Origin of the sequence: Moorena bouillonii PNG (assembly GCF_001942495.1) — a bacterium.
In the GTDB taxonomy this organism is placed as follows: domain Bacteria; phylum Cyanobacteriota; class Cyanobacteriia; order Cyanobacteriales; family Coleofasciculaceae; genus Moorena; species Moorena bouillonii.
The window spans coordinates 5,661,629-5,686,945 of record NZ_MKZS01000001.1 but is presented as its reverse complement, the minus strand read 5'-3'; the positions used below and the strand labels follow the sequence as shown (position 1 = coordinate 5,686,945).

The following is a 25,317-nucleotide window of genomic DNA, read 5'->3' as shown; positions in this document are numbered from 1 at the left end:
TGAAAATAACCTATAGTGTGAGGATAAAATACTAATGCCGCGATCGCATTCTCAAAGGTTGGTGGGCATTGCTTTGGTGAATTCGGGCAGGTAGGGGAGTGGGAAACAGGCAATGCCCACCCTACTAAATGCGTAAGCACTTGTCACGCCCTCAGCTCATCTACTTCTCCTGCGTCTGGGAATTGGGGCTGGTGTAGTGGGTTGGTATGCCTTAAGTCCATGATCACCAGTAAGAATCTCCACCTGGCAACCAGTTTTTGCGTAGAATTCTGCTACAGTTTTGATGGTAGCATCACCTATTGAAACTTTTTGTGCTGCGAGTTGAGACCATTCGACTGCTAACTTTTTCAGTCCTTGAGCGTCCCAAAGCACTGACTGATCAGTGAAAGCTGCCCAAGGTGTTTTTTCATCTGCTGCTTTCTCCATAATCTCAGCTAAAGCTTGGGCAGTTTCATACCTTTTTATTCTAGCTTGAGCAATATGATTACCAGTTTCAATAATAGCAGCCAAGGGTAGTACAAACGTTGTCGATGCTTTTTCTTCTTTTTCCAAAAGCTCAACAACTCGCTGCTTATTCCATCTATTATTACCAGATCCACAAGTCTCTTTTCCAGGAACTTCTAGGTAAACGCAGAGAATCGATGTATCGATAATCAAAACCTTCCTCATGTCTATAGTGACTTAGGATCAGAAATATTCCTTTCAATAGCTCCTTTAGTCACTAGGTTACCCAAGGAACCAGATGCCATCAATTTAGGTAAATTATCAATAGTTTCTAGAAGGGTGAGTGTGCTTTCTCCAGTTTCTGAATCCCGGTGTGCTACAACTACGAAGGGAATCATTTCTGGTCCTAAAGCATCTAGCAAAGCCGGATTGTGAGTAGTGACTAATATGTCAATTTTTCTCTTTTCTCCAATTTCTTTCAGCATGTTTATCAGCAGATGTAACCGAGATGGGTGCAATCCATTGTCTACATCTTCAATTACTAATTGACTCCCTTCTGGTCGTGTGATCAGTGCGGTAATAATTGCTAAGAAATGCAGGGTTCCATCTGACATTCCTCGGGCATCAATTTCTGTAGTTTGACCAGGTTTCCATTGTTCCTTACAGTAGAGCATAGCATCTGTACCAAACTTTCCTACTGGTTCCGCCCAAACTTCCTGTATATCTCGTTCTGGCAGATATTTCAAGTAAGCAGACACCGTTGAGTCAAACTCCTCTTTTTGCTCTTTAGGTAATGCGGCTAGCACACCAGCAATATTCGAGCCATCACTCTCAATGCGATCAGAAAGGGGTGAATAGTTCCGCATTCTGCCAGGAATAGGATTAAAAATAAAAATATTTTCTATAATTGTACAAACCTTTCCAATTATATTTTTAATATCGGCATTATAGTTTATTACCCTAAGTATACTCAAAATAGAATTAGAACCTTTCCAGAAATTTATCAACAAAATTTGTTCTTGATCTAGCAATTTAATCTGAATACCTTTATCTTGAGTTCTAGGATCAGATATTTGGAACAAACTAGTTTGAGTAAGGATTTGATTACTATCTGGTGAATAGACCTGGCGAATTAGAGATTCATCAGATAACTGAACACTTGGTTTGGTTTCTACTGTAATACTATAAAGGTAATCGGTTTCATCATCCTCTCCCTCAACCACAACTTTCAAGGTAAAGTGAGATTCTGGCTTGAGTGACGCCCACTCTACTCCACCTCGAATCCCAGGAAAAGCAGGATCCCCTGCCAAAGCGGATCGAATCTCCTTTCCAAACACTATTCGTTTTAAAAGTTCCAAAGCATCAATTAGATTAGATTTTCCACTAGCATTCGTTCCGATTAACACAGTCAGGGGATCAATCGGGAATTCTGCATAACGGAAGCTTTTCCAATTTTTCAAAATAAGTTTCTTAAGCATTTCCTACCTCAAACCTTTCCCAAGCAGTGCCTTGATAACCAAAAGTGAACAGGTCTGGATGCAAAATTTCTGCTATCATTTCTACTGAATCGACTAGTCTTGGTCCTGGACGATTGAAATACCCATTACCATCAGTAACAAAAACCTTCCCCTGGCGTACCGCTTGCAAAGTTGACCACTGCGAATGGTGAGCCATCTGTTGGGTTTCTTGTTTTGTGCGTTCCAAATCAAAGCCGCAAGGCATTACAATAATTACATCTGGATCAGCTTTGACTAAAGCATCCCATTCCAGATAAGGGGAATGTTTACCTAAAGCCCCAAACAGAGGATTACCACCTGCAATGGTCACTAATTCAGGAATCCAGTTACCAGCAGCCATGAGCGGATCAGTCCACTCGATGCAAGCAACAGTAGGGCGCTCATTTTCCGAGATTTCCTGTGTCTTTTGCTTACAGGTTTCGACACGAGACTGTAATTGGTTCAGTAGAGATTGTGACTCTACTCCCAGGATGACAGCAACTCGCTCAATATCTGCCCACACCTCAGTTAGCAAGTTTGGCTGCAAGGAAATTATCTGAGGCTGGCTATTAGTAAGGTTCGCAACTGCTTTCTCCACCACATCGAAGTTGACAGCACAGACATCACATTGATCTTGAGTAACAATGTGGGTTGGTTGCAGTTGTTCTAAAACATCAGTTTTTACTTGGTAAATACTCAAGGCACGTTTTACCAAATTGTTTATATCATCATCAATCTGGGCACTGGGTTTGTCGCTGTTGATTTGAGCCTCGGTGCAGACAGGTCGATTTTTGATGGTTGCGGGATAGTCGCATTCGTGGGATCGCCCTACAATGGCATCAGCTAATCCTAAAGCTGCCACAATTTCCGTGGCACTGGGGAGCAGAGTAACAATTCTCAGGTTTTGTGAAAGCATAGTTTAGACGTTGATAAGTTCAGGATATAAATAGTCAATAATAGGGAACAGGGAACAGGGAACAGGGAGTAGGGAACAGGGAACAGGGAGTAGGGAACAGGGAACAGGGATTAGGGAACAGGGAACAATATTATCACAATTCATTTAGCTTTTGTAGGGTGGGCAAAGGTCGATGATTCCTAATATAATTGCCAAATTTTCAATATTTGCCCACCCTACCCCACTGATAGCTGTTCGCGTAGCGTGCGCGTATCGCATTGGCTCTTGTCAGGTGGGCAAAGGTCGATGATTCCTCATTAAATTGCCAAACTTTCAATATTTGCCCACCCTACCATGCTGACCGCTGACTGCTGACCGCTGACTGCTTATAAATTAACCAACTCCATAGTCCGTATATTGCCGAAATTCTGGTGCTTGAAACCCCAGCACAATATCGTCCTTCGCCACCCCTCTCTCCACAAGTTTTTGGGCTATTCTCATTTCGGTCATATTTTGTTCAATCCAAATCTTTCCCTTTTTAATATCCATATGTAAAACACAACCATAGACCCGTCGATAGCCATCCCATCCGACAGTCATTACCATGTAGTGGTCTTGTTTGGTATCAAAAACCGTGTAGCAATCAATCACGCCATTAGCGATGGGAATGGCAGCATAATCCGTCAACAACGACTGGATGCTCTGGCGATAAGACTCTAGGTTATCCATTTTACAATTACCTCTTGACTCGGGTCATAAATGATTTGTTTAATCTGATATCTCTCTACTGAAATTTGTGCAAATTCTCGCTTAAAAAAAGCTTGATAAGCAATCACAGGCACTGCCAAATATAGAATCCGAGTTGGATCATTGATTTCTAAGGCAAGCCGATAATTCAAAAACTGTCCTAAGGCAGCATGGTAAGCTGTCAGTTGCGACTCACTCAAAAAGGTTTTAATCTCTACTGCAATTTTTTCTTGGCCTCGCTCTGCTGCTAACAGTTGCTCCGCACCTAAATCAATTTCAAACTTGGTTCCGCCTACTTCCAGTCGCAACGGATCATCAGTAATCTTCCACTGCTCCTTTTCTAGGGCGATTCTAACCGCAGCATGAAATTTATCTTTGGCTGCCATTGTTATCTTTTTATAGTTTACTTTCAATCATAGAACAATTTACATTCCAGGGCGATCGCTAATAGTAGAGCCCTTGCCAAAGTAGTATTATGATACTGTTCTTGATGCAGTCACTGTTCGGCTATATGATGATTAGGTGACGTTTGCCGACTATTTAAGATTTAGTCAAGCTCATGGGTAATCTACGACAAAGCCAAACCAGACAGACACTAGCTCAAGATCAGTCTCTTGTATCAGGAAGTAGGAAGCCAACATACCACCCCATCGAGGAACTGCAAGGGATAATCGGCAACCAGGCACTGGGTAATCTAATTAAATCCCAGCCAGACTTATCTCGACAAGTTCATCGTTCCCAAGATCCTCTGCTGACTAGTCTTTCCCCTGTTAGTGGGCAGTCAATTCAGCGAATGCCAAGGTTTCGGGGACTTTCCCATGAGTTAAGGGGCAATTGGCAGCAGGGCAATCCAGTACAGGCGAAGCTTACCATTGGTGAAGCTGGGGATAAATATGAACAAGAAGCTGACCGAGTAGCATCGGAAGTAGTGGAGCGGATTAACGCACCAGTTTCTAGTCAGACCACTCAACCAGACTCGATTCAAGCTAAAGGTCAGCAAGATGAACTGATGAGGAAGCCAATGGTGCAGCTTCAATCCATCGAAGGTGGCATGGCGGCTACCCCAGAGTTGGAAAGCTCAATCCAACAGGCAAAGGGGTCGGGGATGCCGATCGCACAGAGTATCCGGAAACCAATGGAACAGTCGTTTGGGGCAGATTTTAGTGGGGTGAGGGTTCACAATGATACTCAATCTGACCAGTTGAATCAATCAATTCAAGCTCGTGCTTTTACTACAGGTAAAGATATCTTCTTTCGGCAGGGGGAATATAATCCTAGGAGTCAGGAGGGGAAAAAGTTAATTGCTCATGAGTTGACTCATGTGGTGCAGCAAGCAGGTGGCAAAGTTGTGACTAATCAATCTGTTAGGGTCAGCGCAGCTCCTGTAGCTAGGATCCAGTGTATGTCTTTGATGCAGTTCCAAGACAAGTACGAACTAAAAACTGTTCAACAGCAGGGACAAAATCGTCCTCAGACTTCAGATGTACATAACAAGTTAGTTGGTCATCTACCCAATCAACCATATCCCCAGTTTAATTACGGCTATGTGGCAAATGTTCCTACCTATCCGGGAGGTACAACTCCAAACGCAATCGCTAATAAGTATGAGGAGGGGTTTGAAGATAAAACACAGATGCCTTATCGATTTAGGCTAGTAGTTGGGGTGAATAAATACAAAAGCTTAATTAGGGGTAGAAGTGAGAATGAAATCAGAGATGTGATCAATAATACAGGCAATTTTAACTATCCAGGGATTGTTTTTGGATTTACATGGGAACCCTTTTGGTTTGATAAATTGAGAAAGACAAAGGCTAATTCACATCAGATAGAAACAGACTTCGGCACACTTGCTGCTGCCGATCAGGAACAAGCAGAACGCCCATTAACACAAGCCAACTATCTCCCTTATGGGGTATTTAGGGATCAAATAACAAAAAGCCCATACACTCAACAATGTGTCAATGACCTAAAAAATCGATTTAAAATACCAAACATTTATATTCATATTGGGGATGCCGACGCGCTTAGTCTCATAGTTCCAGAGGAGCGATCTCGACACGGTCATTATCAACCCATGGGTTTATTTTCCAAGTACGACCAACTCCTTACACGTCATCAGACTAAAGGAAGACAACTCCCCTATCTAGCCAGCGGTGGGTACGAGCTGCGTCAGGGGGCTCAGGGTGGAGATTTGCCTGCTGATGACGATTTGAGTGTACTGGCTAATAAAATTGATATGAAGGTTCGTCGGATTATTTCAAAAGTAGATCCTAGGGCACCATATTTTCCTGAACCTAATACACTTATAAAGTATGAAGCACTTTTAGATAATCCAAATGTGCCGAACAGCCCACTCAAAAATCGATTGTTCGGTATCAAAGGTGGCGAAGGAAGGGAGCTTATGAAAAATGTACTCCGTGGCATCAATCAACAACCAGCTCTCAAGGAATATGCCTTCTTCAAGCCCAAGGCGGCAATAGCTACATCAACAGCAGGTGGAGGCGCTCGCCTCAAAGCAAGACCCCTACCAAACTACAACCATCGCACTAGGCAGTCGATCTTAGCAAGGAATATTCCTCAAGCTATACTCCAAAAGGCTTTGACAAATGTTTTGAAATCGGGACAGTCTCATGCCAACCCACAAGGCTGGATAATTCAAGTCGGAACAGGTCTAGGTTTAGATTGGTATGAAGTTCAACAAATTTATCAACAACAGGTTAATAACTCTGGAAATGCTGAGATTAGAAAAGTTTTAAATGACTTACTCCCAAATTTTAATCAAGGAAGACAAGGAAGGATAACCAATGCTCAGATAGATCTGGTTAGAAGGATGGCACAATCAACAATTACTGCCATCGACAGTTTATTACCAGAATTGGAACAGATCATCATAAGCAAAGCCTGATAGTTGAACTGGATGGGGATATTCCAAATCCAGACTCAAAGTTTCACTCCCCTACACCGATAACATACTCGGTAAGATCATTGGTTGTTAATTTTGTAAACTATTAACGATTTAAATTAGCTCATGGGTAATCTACGACAAAGCCAAACCAGAAAGACACTAACTCGAGATCAGTCTCTTGTATTAGGAAGTAGGAAGCCAACATACCACCCCATCGAGGAACTGCAAGGGATAATCGGCAACCAGGCACTGGGTAATCTAATTAAATCCCAGCCAGACTTATCTCGACAAGTTCATCGTTCCCAAGATCCTCTGCTGAGTAGTCTTTCCCCTGTTACTGGGCAGTCAATTCAGCGTATGCCAATGTTTAGGGGACTTTCCCATGAGTTAAGGGGCAATTGGTCTGATGGGAATTTAGTGCAGGCGAAGCTCACTATTGGTGAAGCTGGGGATAAGTATGAGCAAGAAGCGGACCGAGTAGCATCGGAAGATGTAGACCGCATTAACGCACCTACCCCGAATAAAACCGGATTACCAGATAAGCTCAAAGCAGGAGTGGAAAACCTGTCAGGATATTCACTCGATGATGTCAGAGTTAATTATAATTCGCCCAAACCTGCCCAGATCCAGGCCCTAGCCTATACCCAGGGTAAAACGATCGAGGTGGGTCCGGGGCAGGAGCGACATCTGCCCCACGAAGCGTGGCATGTGGTGCAGCAAATGCAGGGACGGGTCCAAGGTACCACCCAAACGAAGGGTATCATGGTCAACGATGAGAAAAGCCTAGAACAAGAAGCTGACCTGATGGGACGACGAGCAGTCACACAAGCAGAAGTTCCCAAACCGGCATTGAAAAAGACTAATCCCCAGCACAGGTTGTCGACTTCGGCTCATCAAACTTCATCGATTCAGTGCATGAAAGCAACGGATCCAATAAGAAAGGATGTTGGGATTGTAACCTTCGATCAGTACTTGGATAACTTAGTTTATGTTCTGAATGAAGTGTTTGATTCTCTAAGAGAAATTGATGAAACGCAACGGATAAAAAAGATAATCAACGAACTTGGTATTCTTCCAATGATGCTAATTCCACGGGTCAGGTCTATGAAATCGTGGAAAGAGTTCGCGAGGAAACAGTTACCCGATGTCGAGAAGGTATTCGAAAAGGGATTGAATTTAGTTTCATTACAAGCCGAGGAGGAGAACTATAGTTTGCACAAGAGTGGTCAATTAGCCAAAGCTTTAGAGAAGCTATATCGTTTCCATATTTATATGGAGGGAATAGTTACCTTACCTGAGAGACAGAAACAAAGTGATCTAGAGCTACCTGAAACCGGAAAAAGTACGAAGTTAAAAGAAGGAGTTGCTAAGATAGCGGGATCAAATGTTGTTGCTGCTGCTGATACTGCCCAGACAGGTACTGGTGTAGCTTCAGGTGGTATAGGTCTGCTAGAAGCAGCTTCAGAAGGTATAACAGGACCGGCAGCAGCATTAGCCAGTTCCACACCAAGTTTCACATTAGGTGGAATTGGTCTTAGTTTTGGTATGCTCGGTACCGCAGTTGCATACAAAAATCGTAAAGATGCGCGTAAAAGCAAAGCTCAAATCAAATCTCTTGAAGATAGATATACAGAACTCAAAGGATCAACTTTTACAACTGCAGCTTACACAAATAAAAAAGCAGGCAGTAAAGTGGCTCGATCGAGTAACGATATGATATCAGGCTCATCTGCAACGGGAGCAGGAGCAGCAGGACTAACAGCTGCCGGTTTCACAGTTGCAGGACTAGGAGCTGCTACAGCTACTGGCATAGGGGCAAGTGTAGTTGGTGTGATTGTTGGATTAGGCGCTTTGGGGCTTCTCGGGTACAGAATATTTAAGAGGATACGTCATAAGCAACCTAGTTATATTGCAAAAGAGCTAATAGCAATGTGGAATGATTCAAGTCAACGGCAGTTCGCTGAATACATAATAAAGGAGCATTTAGACATGTCGATTACTCAGCCTCCTGATGAAAAAGAACTAAAGAAGGCAATAGAGCAGAAGAAAGAGAATATACGTTTATGGGCTGCTACAAAAATTGTAGAAGAGTCTATATATGGTAGCCCATTGGACCGGGCCTACGCAGAGGCACTTATAGGTTCCTTAGGAGTTGATCCAAATACACCGGACACCGATCAACTTATTAAAGAAGTAAAACATAATTTGAAATAAGCCTTTTCACCCAAGCCTTAGTACTGATTTGCTAAGCAATTGGATGTTACCGATCTAACTCAGCCCAGGTTGAGCAGTGCGATCGCGGATCTTGTAGCTCTTGTAGGGTGGGCAAATGGACATGATTCCTGATGAAATTGCCAAACTATCATTATTTGCCCACCCTAGCCTACTCAATGGGATCTGCTCTGTTGTTGCTGGGGTTAACAAAGGAAGCTATGCCACATTGGTAGGGATGTAGCGCGGTCTTGGGGTGAACACCCCCAGTGCCATTCGGCTATATCATGATGATGTGACTGTTAAAGATTTAACCAAGCTCATGGGTAATCTACGACAAAGCCAAACCAGAAAGACACTAACTCGAGATCAGTCAATAGTATCGGGAAGTAGGAAGCCAACATACCACCCAATCGAGGAACTGCAAGGGATAATCGGCAACCGAGCACTGGGTAATCTAATTAAATCCCAGCAAGACTTATCTCGACAAGTTCATCGAACCCAAGATCCTCTACTGAGTACTGTCTCCCCTGTTAGTGGGCAGTCAATCCAGCGAATGCCAAGGTTTCGGGGACTTTCCCATGAGTTAATGGGCCATTGGCAGCAGGGGAATCCAGTACAGGCGAAGCTGACTATTGGTGAAGCTGGGGACAAGTATGAGCTTGAAGCTGACCGAGTAGCATCGGAAGTAGTGGATCGGATCAACACACCAGTGACTAGTCACAGCACTCAACCAGAGTCGATTCAAGCTCAAGGTCAGCAAGATGAACTGATGAGGAAGCCAATGGTGCAGCTTCAATCTGTAGAAGGTGGGATGGCAGCTACCCCAGAGTTGGAAAGCTCAATCCAACAGGCAAAGGGGTCGGGGATGCCCATCGCCGAAAGTATCCGGAAACCAATGGAACAGTCGTTTGGAGCAGATTTTAGTGGAGTCAGGGTTCACGCTGATGCCCAATCTAACCAGTTGAATCAATCTATTCAGGCTCGTGCTTTTACTACAGGTAAAGATATTTTCTTTCGGCAGGGGGAATATAATCCTGGGAGTCGAGGAGGGCAAGAATTGATTGCCCATGAGTTAACCCATGTGGTACAGCAAATTGGTAGTACAGTACAGCGACAAACAGAAAGCCAAGACTTTAATCAGGGTGTAATACAACGAAAAATTATTACTTTTAAGCCTCAACATCCTAAAGCAGAATCAGCTTACACTCCTGAAGAAAAGGAAGGAAAAGAAAAAGCTGAGAAAGTAGATAATGAAGTAGAAAAAGCGTTTGATGAATTTATAAAAGGTAATTATGATGGTGCATCAGAAGCCCAGAAACTAATTTATTTTAGGCGCAAGCAAGAATATGAGGACGGAAAGAAAGTTATTCATCCCTCGACGGCAGCCGGTTACGTGATTGAAGGAAAAGCAAATGTAGGAATAAAAGCCTTGGGTTCTGAATTTGAAACTCAAAATACTACTCTTCTCAAAGGAACTAGACCTGACGTTGCCATAAAACTCAGTACAGGAAATTATGCATTGGTAGATATTACAGCACAGAAGAGTGCCGGGCACATCCTTGATAAGAAAGGAAATTGGACTGGACATGCCAACATCCCCTATGTCGCTGAATCTATTTATCCTAGTATAAATTTTGACGATCCCAGCAGTACCAAATCCTTGAGTGATGATGAAGTAGAAGCTGCAATTAAAGCAGCAAAAGAGAGTGAAGACTTTAAGAAATTAGCAGAACAGGAGTGGCTAGAACAACAAGAAAATATCTTTAAAAAATATCAAGAAAAGGTAGAAGACATCATAGATAATTTTAATAGAGACATCAAAGAAGGTGGAAAGCCTAATAAGGCTATTTTTAGATTAAACCAGCGTACTCGGCAATCATGGCTAGAATAAACTGGATTAATGATACGCTTAAATACTGATATTAATAAGGATGATTATACCCTTATAATTGACAAATACAACAGTCGCAATTACAAAGAACAGGTTGAATTTTATAAGAACAATTTAAATAAAGAATACAGAGTTAAACAGAATAATTATAAAGCTATAGAGCAATGGCTTGATGATAAAATACTTAACTAAATCTTCTAACAGGGGGACAACGAGGCATGAAAGTCTTATGTAGTGAGCGATACAGCAGAAAGAGATAAAAAAAGATAGGTCAAAAGTAATAGCCCTGACCTATCTAAACAAAATGATAGCGTGCGCTATACCAAAAAATTATCCCAAATCAGCTGCATCACACAGCATATCTATTACTAGACTTGATGGTAATTAGTTTACAATTACTCAAAGAGGTTAAGTTAGAAGTCTTAGCCGAATCCCTGCCGTTACCTATTTTATTAGAGAGCCGTCGTCGGAAAGTCAGGCGATTTTTGAGACTTAAAAACTTTACTATTGAAACTATCTGGTTTCCCTGTGTTACCGCTCTTTTAGAGGAGATGTTTAATCCTAAGGATAGGATTTATCTGGTCATCGATAGAACGAGTTTGAAGTTACCGTAGAAGAGTGGAGCCTTATTACAAAAGATTTAAAATTTTTCTGCATAACCTGCCGACTAGAAAGGCTCCACTCTTCAAGGTTTCGTCTCTTGGAGTCTGATTAATATCTTGATGGTGAGTGTTGTCTATGATCATCGAGCCTGGCCAATTTACTGGACATTATTAGATAAAAAGCGATGCAGCGCGGTCTTGGGGGTTTCCCCCATGAGCGACTGCATCAAGACAAGGAAATAGTAATTTGTCCGAACAAAAAGCAGTATTGAGCAAAAGTATGGAGTTACTATCAGCCTATGATGTCGTGGTGCTGGGAGACCGAGAATTTTGCTCTACCAAACTAGGTCACTGGCTGGCTGAACGCAAGGTATACTTTTGTTTACGGCAAAAATGTGACACCAAAGTTTTGCCAGAAAATGAGGTTTATCAAGAGTTGCGGGACTATGGTTTAAAGCCGGGGATGAAATTGTTTCTCAATGACCTTCAGGTAACGAAAAACAACGGATTTGGAACGTTTAATGTAGCTTGTAAATGGAAACGAAATTACCGAGGAGTGAAGACAAAAGAACCGTGGTATATACTGACTAACTTTGAGGATTTAAATACCGCTATTGTGTCTTACAAAAAGCGATTTGCGATTGAATAAATGTTTCGATATTTTCAATCAGGTGGTTACAGTCTAGAAGGCTCCAAGCTGGGAGCATAATCTCTAAGCAAGTTAATTATTGTGATCGCAATTGCCTATACTAGTGCAATCCTTCAAGGACGAGAAATCAAGAAAATGGGAATACAGAAATATGTTGTACGACCAGAAACAAAATCGAAATATGGTCGCCGACATAGCGGTGCGACCCAAGGCCGGGTTCCCCGGCCATTGGAAAGCGCACCGTCTGCTTTTTATGTTGGTCAACATCAGTATCATTGGCTGTACTTAGGGCAAATACCCGAAAAAATTGTAGCGGTGCGACCCCGGTCGGGTTTCCCGACCTAGGGAATGCGCACTAAGAGAGAGGAATTTTTGCAAATTAACCGCCGTTGGGTCAAGCATTATAAAAAAGGTAAGCGGGCTAGGGAACAAGCCCTGTCTATGTTACAAGCTTCGTTGTCCCCCTGCTAGCTAAATCTTTATCTAATGCCTAACACTTTAAGATATCACTTATCAATGTTGTGACCTACAAGCTTCTTGTTTGAAGGGAGCAGGGAGTTCTTGTAAGGTGGGCAAATAGACATGATTCTTAATTAAATTACCAAACTATAATAATTTGCCCACCCTACCCCTGAGGTGAGCAAATCCACTACCGTCTACCCTGTTGTTAATTGATTTATCGGTTAAAATTGTAAAGCAAGTCAAAAAAATCTTAACCTGCTGAAGAGGTTACAAGCAAGACCGATCGCGTGATCTTGTAGGGTGGGCAAATTAGCATCAGAGCTGATGACATGATCAAATTCTCAAAATTTGCCCACCCTAACCCTACCTGACTATCCGGAAGGTTTGCGGTAGTCGCTCAAAGTGCGATCACCCTTTGGGAGAAAAGTTTTCGGTCTACTGAACGTAGTGTGATCACGATCTTGTCGTGGGTTGGCGGCAGCCACTCCCTGCGGGAGTATCGCCGGACTTGTAGAGTGCGAAAACGTCCGTGTAACGGACAACCGAACCCATTGGTAAAATGATCGTTAAGTTGATTAAATGCCAAAACAGTCGATTTATGCTTAAATGAATCCCAATAACCCTGATCAGCCCCATCAACTTGACAGAAGCGATCCCTATCAACAGATATTATTTGCAGGATACACCGAGCAGGAGATTGCAGAAATCGAAACTCTGATCCAAACCTGGGACAAAGCCACCTATCCAACCCTAGCCAATAGTATTGTAGATCATGCAGACAGACACGGTTTTAAAGGGAATTATTTAAAGTATCTCAAAAAAGCTGCTAATTTTAACAAAAAAGGGTCGCGAAAAACCCAATGACTGAATGGGGCATTGAGATGGAATAAAGGAACTGAATTTCTTATAGAAAGAGACAACAAAATTATTTCTTACGGCTAAACTTAAAAAAATCATGCCAAACTTAGATATTTCCAACAAAGCTGATAATACCATAACAGCCAAAGGATATATTGAGCAAATCTTAAATCAATTGCTCATTGACTATCAAGCTACTCAGGGATAAAGAGCAAAAATTTCATTTCCCGATGGGAAGAAAATCAAGACGTTAGTATATTAGGGATTATTGAAATATTAACCGATACTATTAGAGGATACGCCTTTCAATTTATTAATGATAATTCATTTGAAAATGCCCAAAAAATTAGTAATGAATTACAGAAAATAAAACTAGTAGAAATACCTCAATTTCCTGAATGGTATTTTTCACCAGACTTTGATTATCCGAAAATGAAACACTATGTCGAAACCCTGAACTATTTACGTTTATTAATAATCGAATATATCAGGGATATCAAAGCTCTTGTAGAGTGCGTTAATGAAGTGTAACGCACCTGACAGGGGGACATAAAGCTTATAACGTAGACAGTGCCAACTCTATAGCCCGCTCACCCTTCTTGTAATAGTTGAGCCAACGACGGTTAATTTGCATGCATTTCGTCCACTATTTTTTCGCACAATCCCCTTAAGCGAAGCCACGAATGCTGATGTTGGCCAACATAAAAAGCGGACGGTGCGCGCCTTAAGCGGGCGAGTAAATCGCCCTTGGGTCGCACCGCTATGTCGCCGTTGTCCACTTGATTGGGTTTCAGGTCTGACCACATATTTTTGAATTCCCATCTGCTTAATGTGTCGCCCTTGAAGCATGGCACTGGTATAAGCAATCGCCACAACAATCATCAATTTTGAAAGATACTCACCTGTTAGCTTAGAGCCTTCAATACTATAGCCTCCCGACTTAAAATCTCGCGCACATTGTCTTGATGCAAAGCGCGAGTGGGGGAAACCCCCAAGACCGCGCTGCATCGCTTCCTCAATTTAAAATCGTCTTTGGTAGGCCACAATAGCCGTATCGACATCATCAAAATTAGTCAAAATATACCAGGGTTCTTTCGTATTAAATCCCTGGTAATTTCTTTTCCATTTAGCGGCTATATTAAACGTCCCAAATCCTTTTTGTTTGGTAACTTGGCAGTCATTAATAAACAGCTTTACTCCTGGCTTAAGCCCATAGTCTTTTAACTCCCGTTCCACCTCAGTATCGTAACAAACAAGCGTGTTATATTTCTGTCTCAAACAAAAGTATGCACCCTGCTTTCCCCAGCCAGTTTCCCAGTTTGGGTGAACAAAATTCCCGGTCTCCTAACACCACCACCCTATAGTTGGAGAGTAACCCAATACTTTTACCCAAAACAGCTGTTTGCTCATCAAAATTACTGCTGCCTTTTTTATCCAAGAACTCCCAGTAAATCGGCCAGGCACGATGATCATAGATGACACTAACCATCAAGATATTAATCACCCCCCAGCTGGTACGATCTATCGCCAAATATATTCTATCGTTTGGTTTAAACATCCATTCAGCGCAGAGCACTTACACAGGGAAACCAGATTGAAACGATGTTGAACTGTTTGATCCGTAAAAACCGACGTAATTTCTGAAGGGCGACTCTCAAACAAAATAGGTAACGGCAGCGCTTGAGCTAACACTTCTAGTTTGACCTGTCTGAGTAGTTGTAGGCTGGCCACGACTAAGGTGATTAACAAATACCTACTGTGATGCAGCTGATTTTGTAGGATTTTCTGGTATGGCGCACGCTATCATTTTTTGTAGATGGGTCAGGGTTACTATATTTGACCGATCTTTTTTTTGATTTTTCTGCCGTATCCCTTGCTACACAAGGGCTATAACCGCTCTGTCCCCCCGTCAGGTAACGCACCGGTGAATGTCCGCGCTTAAGTGGGTACGCGAATAGTGTAGGTTGGGTTGAGACAACAAAACCCAACAAACCGATGATATGACACAATAAAGGTAGTGAAGTCGAGGACAACGCCGTTGAGTGCGATCGCCTGATTTTGTAGGGTGGGCAAATGGGCATCAGAGCTGATGAAATGATCAAATTCCCAAAATTAGCCCACCCTACCCCTACTGGCACAATTGGAGACAACCCTGAAATGGTACAAGCACAACCTAAAATACTGACATTGGAGGAGTTTCTGAAACTACCGGAAACAAAGCCTGCTAGTGAGTACCTTGATGGAAAAATTATTCAGAAGCCCATGCCTCAAGGAAAACATAGTCGTCTTCAAGGAGAACTAATACCCGCAATCAATAGTTTGGTAAAACCTAAAAAAATTGCTTGCGCTTTTCCTGAATTACGTTGTACCTTTGGGGGTCGCTCAATAATACCTGACATTTCAGTATTTCTTTGGAACCGAATTCCCTGTGATGATAATGGAGAAATTGCCAATGTATTTAACCTGACTCCAGATTGGACTATTGAAATCTTATCTCCAGACCAAAGTCACACAAAAGTAACCAAAAATATTCTTCATTGCCTCAAGCATGGAACCCAGATCGGTTGGTTGATTGACCCAGAGGAAAAAACTGTGTTTGTTTACCATTCTAAACAAGAAATTGAGGTATTCGATCAACCCGATATGTTACTTCCTGTACCATCTTTTGTGAGTGATCTAAATCTTACAGTTAAGGATTTATTTGCCTGGTTATTACTGTAACAGGACTTACGCACTTACGCTATATATAGCGTGTAAAGTCGAGGAAAAACAAAATTAATCCCTAAAGGGGAAAAACCGATAAAGTAAATGATAATATCAAGGGAGAAACCAACTAAAAAAATAATGGGAATAAAGATTGGACAAGCTAGATTACTGTCAATATTTGTTGAGTAGCCAAAACAATTACACCATAACTAATTTGGCAGAGAATCTACCAAAAATAAGTCATGATCAAATTAACCGATATTTAAAAAACGAAAAAATTACTCCTAAGACGTTGTGGTTAAATGTCTAGGTGCGCTTTCCAATGGCCGGGGAACCCGGCCTTGGGTCGCACCTGAATATATTGAAGTAGATGAAAACGGCTATCTAGTAGTTGACGATACAGTTTTGGATAAAAACCCTTCCCATAAAATAGAATTGGTGCGAAAACAATACAGTGGAAATACTCATAGTGTGGTTCGAGGAATAGGAGTAGTAAATTGTATATACGTTAATAGTAAAACCGGTAAGTTTTGGGTGATAGATTACCGGATATATGCTCCAGAACAGGATGGAAAAACCAAACTAGACCATGTAGAAGACATACTCAGAAATTGTTTCATAAGAAACTCCCCTTTAAAAGAGTATTAATGGATAGTTGGTATGCCACTCAAAGACTAATGGCCTTAATTGATAACTGGGAAAAAATCTACTACTGTCCCTTAAAAAAGAATCGATTGGTGGATGAAACAGGAGGTAATGAAAAATCCCAAAGAATTGACTCATTGTCGTGGAGTGAGTTAGATGTCAAACAAGGGAAATTGATTAAACTAAAAAAGTTTCCTGACCAGAAAAAGGTGAAGTGGTTTCGGGTTACTATTTCTACCAATAGAACGGAATACATTGCCACAAATGAACTAACTGCCTCAGATATTGAACAGGTAAAATCAACTTGTTCTTACCGTTGGAAAATAGAGGAGTTTCACCGGGAACTTAAACAAGCGATGCAGCGCGGTCTTGGGGAGGCAGCGCGGTCTTGGGGGTCTCCCCCGGAGACGAAACCTGTTTATTGTGGAGCCTTTATAGTTAGCAGGTTATGCAGAAAAGGGTTAAATATTTGTTAATAAGGCTCCACTATCTTACGGTAACTTCGGCGTAGCCGACGCTTCGCGAACAAACCATGAGCGACTGCCGTGGTTTCCCCCACTCGCTATTGCATCAAGACATTGACTGGCATACAATCTTGTCAGTGTCGTAAATCTCGAATCCAAAGAAACCATATTGCTTGTGCTATTTTGGTGTGGAATTTTCTGAAAAGACTAGCTTACTTGACTAAATGTACAGTTTATAAAATTAAGCACCAAAGTTTATCTTCATATTTAACTAAAGAACTTAAAAAACCTTCTTTAGTTATGAATTTAGTCTGATCAGAATCTACGACCTATCTGGTGTCTTTGCGTAAGTCCTGAGACAGTAACGGATTTAGCGGTTTGGTTGGATCACTAGGGAATAGGGAATAAGAAAAAATAGGAATAGTTGTTTGAGGCAGCAGTGGTGCGTTACGGGGAGCAACCTAACCCTAGCTATGAGGCGAAACATGAAAGCTCCCCTAACGCACCCTACGCAAATCCCTATTCCCAGCATCTCCTGTCAAAGAAAATGCTGCCCAAAAATAAGGATGGGGATATGTTTCCCGTAAATCTTTCTGGGCTTGCTGTAGTGCCTCGGCTTTGTTCATTCCCCCTTGCCAATGGCTGTAAAATTGCTTCATTAACAGTCCTGTAGCAGCATCATCCACATTCCAGAGACTTGCAATGATAGTGGGGGTTCCGGCATACAAGAAAGCACGATTTAGTCCTACTACTTCATCACCCCGGCTCAATTCACCGATTTTGGTCTGGCAGGCGCTGAGCACAACTAAATTGGTATTGGTTAAATCCAACCCGTAGACTTCATGAACTTCTAAGGAACCGTCGTGCTGGGTATCTTCTAGGAGACGGATGGCGCTGAATAGGGGGTTAATCTGGTTGTACTCCCCATGAACGGCTAGGTGTATAATTCCCGATTGTTTAGCCCTAGACCGGAGAGCGCTTTCGGTAGCGGCTTTCCCCACCAGGGCTTTGGTCTTGAACAGGTTGGCAATGGTCTCTACTTCGTTTTGAGCATGAGTTAAGGGGGAAAGTCCCGGAATAGTGGGATCTCCCAGGGCAAGAAGACTGCTTGTGGTTGATTTGCCCTTGTCGGGTAAATAGCGCAGGATGCTAGCACTGGGGAGAGACAATAGGGCGTAGTTGTCACTGAGGTACTCCTTGCCGTCAGTCAGAGCAGCAAAGGGGAGATAGTGCAGGATACTGTGGGGAACAATGGTGATGGTGGTGGTGTTGAGATGGGGCTGGAGGGGTACAATTAGCCAGTCGTGGAGGTTTTTCAGTTCTAGGGGATGGGGTTCATCTAAGTCAGCAAAGTCTTGGAAGAGTGTCAGTTCTTCGGTCAGTTGTTGGCGAGTGACATTGAGGGGGACAGTGTGGAAGCTATTGCGGGTGATAATGAAGGCTAGGGTGCGTTCATCTGTGACAAAGTACTCGACTAGGGTGGTATCAGCATCCAGCAAGCCTTGGATTTCAGGGAGGGAGGCAACCTCTACACTTATTAAGCTAGCGATTTCAGGGCTTTGGACTTTTAACTCAAGCAGCAAGTCCTGGTAGTCTTTCCGCAGAGCAGTTCGGTTGTTTTCGGTTTCAGCAATCGTTTCGTTATCCCACTGGTTTTTCGGACTGTTGCGGAGGGTAATTAATTCCTGGCTGAGGGCATTGATTTCAGCTTTCAGGTCTTGTTCCTGTTCCAGGAGTTTGGAGTCAGCCCCAGCACGAATGTCTATCTTCTCATTAGCCAGTTGGTCGAGGAAGGCTTTGGCTCTTCCCCGTTCGACATAGTTGAAGGCCGTTTCAAAGTCTTTTTGGTTCCACAGTAGGTTGATCAGACGTTCGTAGGTATCTACCTTTTGACTGCCATCAGAGGTTATCAACTCTTCTACTTTGATGTCACCTTGGATAGATTCTTTAACCTTGATGGCTTGCTTGTAAAACTCAATCGCTTTTTGATATTGCTCTAGGTTATCGTAAGCAACCCCGAGATTGTTGAGGGAGGCTGCTTCCCCCTGACGGTCTTCCAGTTCCCGCGCCAGGGATAAAGACTGCTGGTACAAGTCAATCGCTTGGCGGTATTGCCCTAGGCTACGATAAGCATTCCCGAGATTGTTGAGGGACTTGGCTTCCCCCTGACGGTCTTCCAGTTCCCGCGCCAGGGATAAAGACTGCTGGTACAAGTCAATCGCTTGGCGGTATTGCCCTAGGCTACGATAAGCATTCCCGAGATTGTTGAGGGAGTTGGCTTCCCCCTGACGGTCTTCCAGTTCCCGCGCCAGGGATAAAGACTGCTGATGAAACTCAATGGCTTTGCGGTATTGCCCTAGGCTACGATAAGCATTCCCGAGATTGTTGAGGGAGTTGGCTTCCCCCTGACGGTCTTCCAGTTCCCGCGCTAGGGATAAAGACTGCTGATAAAACTCAATGGCTTTGCGGTATTGCCCTAGGCTATAGTAAGCATTCCCGAGATTGCCCAGGGAGTTGGCTTCCCCCTGACGGTCTTCCAGTTCCTTTGCCAGGGATAAAGACTGCTGATGAAACTCAATGGCTTTGCGGTATTGCCCTAGGCTATAGTAAGCATTCCCGAGATTGCCCAGGGAGTTGGCTTTCCCCTGCCGGTCTTCCAGTTCCCGCACCAGGGATAAAGACTGCTGATAAAACTCAATGGCTTTTCGGTATTGCCCTAGGCGATAGTAAGCATTCCCGAGATTGTTGAGGGAGTAGGCTTCCCCCTGACGGTCTTCGAGTTCCTTTGCCAGGGATAAAGACTGCTGATACAAGTCAATCGCTTGGCGGTATTGCCCTAGGCTATCGTAAGCATTCCCGAGATTGTTGAGGGAGTAGGCTTCCCCCTGACGGTTTTCCAGTTCCCGAGATAGGGATAAAGACTGCTGGTACAAGTCAATCGCTTTTCGGTATTGCCCTAGGTTACGATAAGCATTCCCGAGATTGTTGAGGGAGTAGGCTTCCCCCTGACGGTTTTCCAGTTCCCGAGATAGGGATAAAGACTGCTGGTACAAGTCAATCGCTTTTCGGTATTGCCCTAGGTTACGATAAGCATTCCCGAGATTGTTGAGGGAGTAGGCTTCCCCCTGACGGTTTTCCAGTTCCCGAGATAGGGATAAAGACTGCTGATGAAACTCAATGGCTTTGCGGTATTGCCCTAGGCTATCGTAAGCATTCCCGAGATTGTTGAGGGACTTGGCTTCCCCCTGACGGTCTTCGAGTTCCCCCGCCAGGGATAAAGACTGCTGATACAAGTCAATCGCTTGGCGGTATTGCCCTAGGCTATCGTAAGCAAGGCCGAGATTGCCCAGGGAGTTAGCTTCCCCCTGGCGGTCTTCCAGTTCGCGATAAATGCCTAGGGCTTCTTGCCAGGACTTGAGCGCAGCTTGAAATTGACTGGTCTTATATTGTTCGATTCCTTGCTCACGGAGTTGGTCAGCTTTAGCCTGAAGTAAGTCTGAGGGCGTGGCTTCTTCCTGAGAGTTTTGAGTCTGTGCCCAGCTCGATTGAGCCATCAGTGGCACAGTTACAGTAACAGAGAAAATAGCAGGAACCAGGGTTACCATCAGCAGAGGAACTCCCAGGTAACTCATACCATTTGGGATTTGGGATTTGGGATTTGGGATTTGGAAATTCTTCATCGGTTCAACTGCTCCAGTCGCTCTTCTAATTCCCCTACCCGTTTCCGATCGCCAAACTTTTGATAGATTGCCTTCGCTGCTTCTAACAAATTCACTCCTTCTTGCCGATTCCCACGAGCATACTTAACCTCCCCTAATCCAGCTTTTGCTGCTGCCAGTTCTTCCCAATGGTCAGTTGCTGTTGCCAGTTCGACTGCCTTTGAATAAGGACCCTCAGCTTCCAAAACTAGTCCTATTCGTAGATACAAATCACCCAGTAAGCGATAAATCGGTACTATTTTTTGATCGTTTTCTAGTCCTTCCAGGATTTCAATGGCCTCAGCCGTTAAATCATAGTCACCATAGAGGTCAGCTAGAGCTAAGGGCTTGAACTCCTTTGGTAGATTCTGTTCCTTAATCCGCCCAGCTATCACCTTAATTTTTTTAGCTTGATCCGAATCAATCAGGTTAAATCCCAGTCCTCCAGTCTTATCCTGTTCAGAGGTGCGATTGGTATCAGCCTTAACGACCAACTTATAACTAACTCCAGGTTTTAGGGGCTTATCCCCTGGATAAACAACCTGACAAATACCCTTTTGACAAACCTGGTCTCGACTAAATTCCTGAGTCCAATCCAATCCTCGCCCTCTCACCTTAACGGTAAAACTTTTAGCATCGGTGGCATCATGCCAGCGTAAGGTGGGCTTGTCAGTCAGTAAACGAGTTGCCCGTGGGCTGATAATGTAGGGAATATAGGGTCTTACCGGACGCGGTCTGACAATTTTCCTGAGGCTTTTAATTCGCGGTGGTAGACATATGGCATTGATACCTGTTATTTCCCCAGCAGGTACAGAGCGAGTGTTACCATTCTCACAAAGTACCTTAACCCTAACCCCCGATGCTGGTCTGACCAGATCCCCTGGATTTATGGTGGTATAGTTAGGCACTGGATGGAAACGTGACCATCCCTCCCGTTCTAGCTCAACTCTACCCGTGGTTTTAAAAATCCAATGCCCTGCCAGTACTGGCTGACTCACCAGACTTCCCAACATAATCATAACTACGGTCAAGATTGGGGCAGAGCAAATCAGCTTACTTACTCGATTCACTACTCTTGTCTTGAACACCTACTTGAGCATTTATACGTTTACGAGCCATGTCAACCCAGATATCTTCATCAGGGTTACGAATACCAGTATATCGTAAACAGATTTTCCATTCTGCCAAGGCATTGTCTGGATCTTTTGCTGGTTTGTTTTCAATGACTTGAGCTAATAAACAGTGAGCTGCCGCCGGAGTTTGCTTAAAGGTTTTCTCTAGTTCAATAGCATCTCTGAGGTGGGTTTCAGCATCGGCATAGCGTCCTTGCTTCAACCTTGCCCAGCCCAAGTTTTTCCATAAGGCATATTGAGTTTCATTTTTAGTTTGAATATCCTCTGTTTTAAGTAGTTTATTTTGAAGATCATTTTCTTGCAGATTATCTAATCCTGTCAAAAGTAACGATACCGCTTGGGAATATTTTTTGTCTTGAATATACAACCGACCCAATTCATTATAAGCAGCATCTAATCCCCCCTGTGCGGCTAACCTATACTGAGTTCGCGCCTTCTTAAAATCCTGTAAATCTTCATAAAGACGACCCAAATTATAGTGAGCGTCTGCATTATCTGCATTAAGACTCAATGCTCGTTCATAATTAGACTGAGCAGTTGACCAGTCTCCGTCATCATAATTCTTTACACCCTTTTCATTAACGTAGCCCGAAATCAGGGGCAACGATGCTCGAAAGCCAATTAAGGAAAGTAAAAGTACTCCCGATAGTCCCAATTTAACTTCTTGCCAAAGATATTTTTTAATTCCTAATCGTGATAGAATTTCTTCAACACCTGTACGACCGGCTTTGGTTAAAATCCCCCCAGCTGTCAACAAGGTCAATGCACTCTGGGAAATCACAGCAAAAGAACCTATAAAACCCGGACTAGTACTCAAAAAACGGGAGGAAATATCTACCACTAGACTCACCGATGCTGTTAAAGAAGTAACTGTCAGTGCATTCCAAAGCCAGTCGAAACGGTCTAAGGGATGAGTAGGTGCTTCCAGAAACCACCACCAGTAGTCTTTTGGGGGATGAAAGCTACTCCGCCAATCCGCTAATTGCACAGTCTGATTAATCAAACCAGCCTGCTTTTTTAATTTGCTATCTAACTCAATCAGTTTAATCAGTTTATCTTTAGAAATGTGGGCAATATCAGCAAATTTTTCATGAACAACATTGCGAGTAATCAGGACACGGAGAATGGTTTCAGCAGATGGTTTATTGTCAGTTTTTTCAAGGGCGTTCAGGGCAGCTTCATAACGATTGAGTATAGACTCTAACTCTAGGATGCTCATTCAGCTAATAGCAAAGGGAGTAGGGAGTAGGGAGCAGGGAAAAGGGAATAGGGAACAGGGAACAGGGAACAGGCAAGATGCCTATTCTACCAATATGCCTATTCCACCCACCAGCTCAAACAGCTTTAATGAGATGCACCCTTCTGATTTAAATCTTATCTAAAGGTATTATGTAAAATCAAAATTTCTCCGTTATCATAACTTGACTCCATAAACAAGATCCAGGTGCGATCAATTTTTTAGTGTCAATTCACTACACTGTCTGAGATAGTATTAACTTTGAACAATTTGCCTTGGCTTACGATAATATCTGCAAATACCTAGCAGAAGAATATCCATCGGAGTTTTTTCACTGGCTATTGGGTGAGGCACCTGATGATATTCAGGTACTTAAAGCCGAATTAAGTGCTGAACCAATTCAAGCTGATGCTCTGAGTCTACTGCAAAGTACTAACCAAATTCTGCACCTAGAATTTCAAACCCTGCCCCAATCCGAGCCACCATTACCATTTCGGATGTTGGACTATTGGGTCAGATTACATCGCAAATACCGATGTCCGATTGAACAGGTGGTGATTTTTCTAAAGTCTACGACTTCAGATCTAGTATTCAATAACGAGTTTAGGGATACTAACACCTGGCACCGTTATAGAATAATTCGCCTGTGGGAGCAAGACCCATTACCACTATTGGCCAATCGGGCTTTGTTACCCTTGGCCACTTTAGCCAGGAGTAATCGGCCTAATCTATTGTTGGAGCAAGTGGTTGCGGAAGTAGATAAAATTGAAGAAAAACCATTACGGGGAAACCTAGCGGCCTGTGTGGATGTGCTGGGTGGTTTACGGTTTGAGAAAAATTTAGTGCGTCGATTGTTGAGGGAGGAAGTTATGGAAGAATCAGTCACCTATCAAGATATTATCCAAAAGGGAGTCCAAAAGGGACTCCAGCAAGGAATCCAGCAGGGACTCCAGCAGGGACTCCAGCAGGGACTCGACCGAGGAAAGCAGGAGGGAGTCCTATTAGTTGTGATGCGTTTGCTAACCCTGAGGTTAGGTTTAATTGACCCTGTGCTCCAACAGCAGATTGAGGGATTATCGATTACTCGATTGGAGGAATTGAGTGAAGCATTGTTGAATTTTGAGACAGTAACGGATTTAGCGGTTTGGTTGGAGCACGGCTGAGATTGAACTGTTAGTGTTCACCCCTAGGATTTTTCGTGGGAACATGATTTTGAAAAGACCTGATCTAATCAGGTCTTTTTTAGATATTATCTCAATCAGAACTGCTCCGATATCATAAGTTTACTCTTAAGACAAGATCCAGGTGCGATCAATTTTCTGGTTCAGATTCACTACACTGTCTGAGATAGTATTAACTTTGAACAATTTGCCTTGGCCTACGATAACATCTGTAAATACCTAGCAGAAGCATACCCATCGGAGTTTTTTCACTGGCTATTGGGTGAGGCACCTGATGATATTCAGGTACTTAAAAGCGATGCAGCGCGGTCTTGGGGGTTTCCCCCATGAGCGACTGCATCAAGACACTGAATTGAGTAGTGAACCAATTCAAGCTGATGCTTTGAGTTGACTCCAAAGTACTAACCAAATTCTGCACCTAGAATTTCAAACCCTGCCCCAATCCGAGCCACCATTACCATTTCGGATGTTGGACTACTGGGTCAGACTACAACGAAAGTACCGATGTCCCATTGAACAGGTAGTGATTTTTCTAAAGTCTACGACCTCACAGATGGTATTTACTAACGAGTTTAGGGATACTAACACCTGGCATCGTTATAGAGTAATTCGCCTGTGGGAGCAAGACCCATTACCACTATTGGCCAATCAGGCTTTGTTACCCTTGGCCACTCTAGCTAGGAGTAATAGCCCTAATCTATTGTTAGAGCAAGTGGTTGCCCAAGTGGATAGAATTGAAGAAAAACCATTACGGGGAAACCTAGCGGCCTGTGTGGATGTACTGGCTGGTTTGCGGTTTGACAAAAATTTAGTCTGTCGATTGTTGAGGGAGGAAGTTATGGAAGAATCTGTTACCTATCAAGATATTATCCAAAAGGGACGCCAGCGCGGCAAGCAGGAGGGAGTCCTATTAGTTGTGATGCGTCAGCTAACCCTGAAGTTAGGTTTAATTGACCCTGTGCTCCAACAGCAGATTGAGGGATTATCGATTACTCGATTGGAGGAATTGAGTGAAGCGTTGTTGGATTTTAAGACACAGGACTTACGCACTTACGCTATATATAGCGTGTAAAGTCGAGGAAAAACAAAA

23 protein-coding genes and 3 pseudogenes are annotated in these 25,317 nt (G+C 43.2%); 13 read left to right on the top strand and 13 right to left on the bottom strand.

Annotation, left to right across the window (positions count from 1 at the left end; genetic code table 11):
* Positions 1 to 156 precede the first annotated feature (156 nt).
* The 6 genes from BJP37_RS23140 to BJP37_RS23120 form a co-directional block, all read right to left on the bottom strand.
* Positions 157 to 669 carry a hypothetical protein gene (locus tag BJP37_RS23140; protein WP_075902303.1) on the bottom strand — a complete coding sequence of 171 codons (513 nt, stop codon included), beginning with the start codon at positions 667 to 669 and terminating at the stop codon, positions 157 to 159.
* Positions 670 to 671: 2 nt separating this feature from the next.
* Positions 672 to 1,922, bottom strand: a complete 1,251-nt coding sequence (locus tag BJP37_RS23135) for an AAA family ATPase (protein WP_075902301.1) — start codon at positions 1,920 to 1,922, stop codon at positions 672 to 674.
* Positions 1,915 to 2,856, bottom strand: coding sequence for a cobalamin-binding protein (locus tag BJP37_RS23130; protein WP_075902299.1), 942 nt, complete (start codon positions 2,854 to 2,856; stop codon positions 1,915 to 1,917). Before BJP37_RS23130 ends, BJP37_RS23135 begins: the two co-directional genes overlap by 8 nt.
* 3 nt (positions 2,857 to 2,859) lie before the next feature.
* Positions 2,860 to 3,000 (bottom strand): hypothetical protein, encoded by a 141-nt coding sequence (locus BJP37_RS39875; protein ID WP_158069733.1) that lies wholly within the window; start codon positions 2,998 to 3,000, stop codon positions 2,860 to 2,862.
* A gap of 228 nt (positions 3,001 to 3,228) precedes the next feature.
* Positions 3,229 to 3,564, bottom strand: coding sequence for a XisI protein (locus BJP37_RS23125; RefSeq protein WP_075902297.1), 336 nt, complete (start codon positions 3,562 to 3,564; stop codon positions 3,229 to 3,231).
* Positions 3,552 to 3,968, bottom strand: coding sequence for a XisH family protein (locus BJP37_RS23120; protein WP_075902295.1), 417 nt, complete (start codon positions 3,966 to 3,968; stop codon positions 3,552 to 3,554). Before BJP37_RS23120 ends, BJP37_RS23125 begins: the two co-directional genes overlap by 13 nt.
* A 173-nt stretch (positions 3,969 to 4,141) precedes the next feature.
* Here BJP37_RS23120 and BJP37_RS23115 point away from each other — a divergent pair, with 173 nt between their 5' ends.
* From BJP37_RS23115 to BJP37_RS39870, 7 genes are all read left to right on the top strand, one after another.
* On the top strand, positions 4,142 to 6,487 hold the full coding sequence (locus tag BJP37_RS23115; RefSeq protein ID WP_075902293.1) for an eCIS core domain-containing protein: 2,346 nt from the start codon (positions 4,142 to 4,144) through the stop codon (positions 6,485 to 6,487).
* Between the two features lie 123 nt (positions 6,488 to 6,610).
* Entirely contained in the window at positions 6,611 to 8,701 is a 2,091-nt protein-coding gene (locus tag BJP37_RS41460) for an eCIS core domain-containing protein (protein WP_198954153.1), read from the top strand.
* A 115-nt stretch (positions 8,702 to 8,816) separates the two neighbouring features.
* Entirely contained in the window at positions 8,817 to 8,942 is a 126-nt protein-coding gene (locus BJP37_RS43845) for a hypothetical protein (protein WP_269087053.1), read from the top strand.
* Between the two features lie 12 nt (positions 8,943 to 8,954).
* Positions 8,955 to 10,592, top strand: coding sequence for an eCIS core domain-containing protein (locus tag BJP37_RS42825; RefSeq protein WP_075902291.1), 1,638 nt, complete (start codon positions 8,955 to 8,957; stop codon positions 10,590 to 10,592).
* A gap of 377 nt (positions 10,593 to 10,969) precedes the next feature.
* A complete protein-coding gene (locus BJP37_RS23095) occupies positions 10,970 to 11,206 on the top strand; it encodes a hypothetical protein (RefSeq protein WP_075902287.1) in 237 nt (78 codons plus the stop codon).
* 235 nt (positions 11,207 to 11,441) lie between these two features.
* Entirely contained in the window at positions 11,442 to 11,843 is a 402-nt protein-coding gene (locus tag BJP37_RS23090) for a hypothetical protein (RefSeq protein ID WP_075902285.1), read from the top strand.
* Between the two features lie 81 nt (positions 11,844 to 11,924).
* Entirely contained in the window at positions 11,925 to 12,188 is a 264-nt protein-coding gene (locus tag BJP37_RS39870) for a hypothetical protein (RefSeq protein ID WP_158069732.1), read from the top strand.
* Positions 12,189 to 12,702: 514 nt separating this feature from the next.
* On the opposite strand, the gene BJP37_RS41995 is transcribed toward BJP37_RS39870, so the two are convergent.
* Complete coding sequence (locus BJP37_RS41995; protein ID WP_214607773.1) at positions 12,703 to 12,891, bottom strand: hypothetical protein; 189 nt, start codon at positions 12,889 to 12,891, stop codon at positions 12,703 to 12,705.
* A 20-nt stretch (positions 12,892 to 12,911) separates the two neighbouring features.
* Between BJP37_RS41995 and BJP37_RS23080 the strand changes: the two genes are divergently transcribed.
* Positions 12,912 to 13,169: a hypothetical protein gene (locus BJP37_RS23080; protein WP_198954152.1), complete on the top strand. Its 258-nt coding sequence runs from the start codon at positions 12,912 to 12,914 to the stop codon at positions 13,167 to 13,169.
* Between the two features lie 573 nt (positions 13,170 to 13,742).
* On the opposite strand, the gene BJP37_RS23070 is transcribed toward BJP37_RS23080, so the two are convergent.
* From BJP37_RS23070 to BJP37_RS37210, 3 genes are read right to left on the bottom strand one after another with little or no spacing between them, the layout of a single operon-like run.
* Positions 13,743 to 14,171: a hypothetical protein gene (locus BJP37_RS23070; protein WP_143727753.1), complete on the bottom strand. Its 429-nt coding sequence runs from the start codon at positions 14,169 to 14,171 to the stop codon at positions 13,743 to 13,745.
* A 12-nt stretch (positions 14,172 to 14,183) separates the two neighbouring features.
* On the bottom strand, positions 14,184 to 14,399 hold the full coding sequence (locus BJP37_RS34870; protein WP_143727752.1) for a hypothetical protein: 216 nt from the start codon (positions 14,397 to 14,399) through the stop codon (positions 14,184 to 14,186).
* 25 nt (positions 14,400 to 14,424) lie between these two features.
* Positions 14,425 to 14,694, bottom strand: a complete 270-nt coding sequence (locus BJP37_RS37210) for a hypothetical protein (RefSeq protein WP_143727751.1) — start codon at positions 14,692 to 14,694, stop codon at positions 14,425 to 14,427.
* A 626-nt stretch (positions 14,695 to 15,320) separates the two neighbouring features.
* Between BJP37_RS37210 and BJP37_RS23060 the strand changes: the two genes are divergently transcribed.
* The 3 genes and pseudogenes from BJP37_RS23060 to BJP37_RS37205 form a co-directional block, all read left to right on the top strand.
* Positions 15,321 to 15,884, top strand: coding sequence for a Uma2 family endonuclease (locus BJP37_RS23060; protein ID WP_075906380.1), 564 nt, complete (start codon positions 15,321 to 15,323; stop codon positions 15,882 to 15,884).
* 136 nt (positions 15,885 to 16,020) lie between these two features.
* Positions 16,021 to 16,867: pseudogene (locus BJP37_RS42820) on the top strand (IS701 family transposase); the annotation flags it as partial.
* Between the two features lie 225 nt (positions 16,868 to 17,092).
* Positions 17,093 to 17,293 (top strand): annotated as a pseudogene (locus BJP37_RS37205) (IS701-like element ISPlag1 family transposase); the annotation flags it as partial.
* Positions 17,294 to 17,475: 182 nt separating this feature from the next.
* Here the strand turns inward: BJP37_RS37205 and BJP37_RS23045 are convergent.
* Genes BJP37_RS23045 through BJP37_RS23035 form a run of 3 tightly spaced genes read right to left on the bottom strand, consistent with a single transcriptional unit; the run spans position 17,476 to position 23,028 of the window.
* Entirely contained in the window at positions 17,476 to 20,658 is a 3,183-nt protein-coding gene (locus BJP37_RS23045) for a CHAT domain-containing protein (RefSeq protein ID WP_075902283.1), read from the bottom strand.
* Complete coding sequence (locus tag BJP37_RS23040) at positions 20,655 to 21,695, bottom strand: tetratricopeptide repeat protein (protein WP_143727749.1); 1,041 nt, start codon at positions 21,693 to 21,695, stop codon at positions 20,655 to 20,657. The genes BJP37_RS23045 and BJP37_RS23040 overlap by 4 nt, the downstream gene beginning before the upstream one ends.
* 34 nt (positions 21,696 to 21,729) lie before the next feature.
* Positions 21,730 to 23,028, bottom strand: coding sequence for a tetratricopeptide repeat protein (locus tag BJP37_RS23035; protein ID WP_075902279.1), 1,299 nt, complete (start codon positions 23,026 to 23,028; stop codon positions 21,730 to 21,732).
* Between the two features lie 293 nt (positions 23,029 to 23,321).
* Between BJP37_RS23035 and BJP37_RS23030 the strand changes: the two genes are divergently transcribed.
* Together BJP37_RS23030 and BJP37_RS23025 are read left to right on the top strand one after the other, a co-directional pair.
* Positions 23,322 to 24,209 (top strand): Rpn family recombination-promoting nuclease/putative transposase, encoded by an 888-nt coding sequence (locus tag BJP37_RS23030; RefSeq protein ID WP_075902277.1) that lies wholly within the window; start codon positions 23,322 to 23,324, stop codon positions 24,207 to 24,209.
* A 210-nt stretch (positions 24,210 to 24,419) separates the two neighbouring features.
* Positions 24,420 to 25,299: pseudogene (locus tag BJP37_RS23025) on the top strand (Rpn family recombination-promoting nuclease/putative transposase).
* The last annotated feature ends 18 nt before the right edge of the window (positions 25,300 to 25,317 follow it).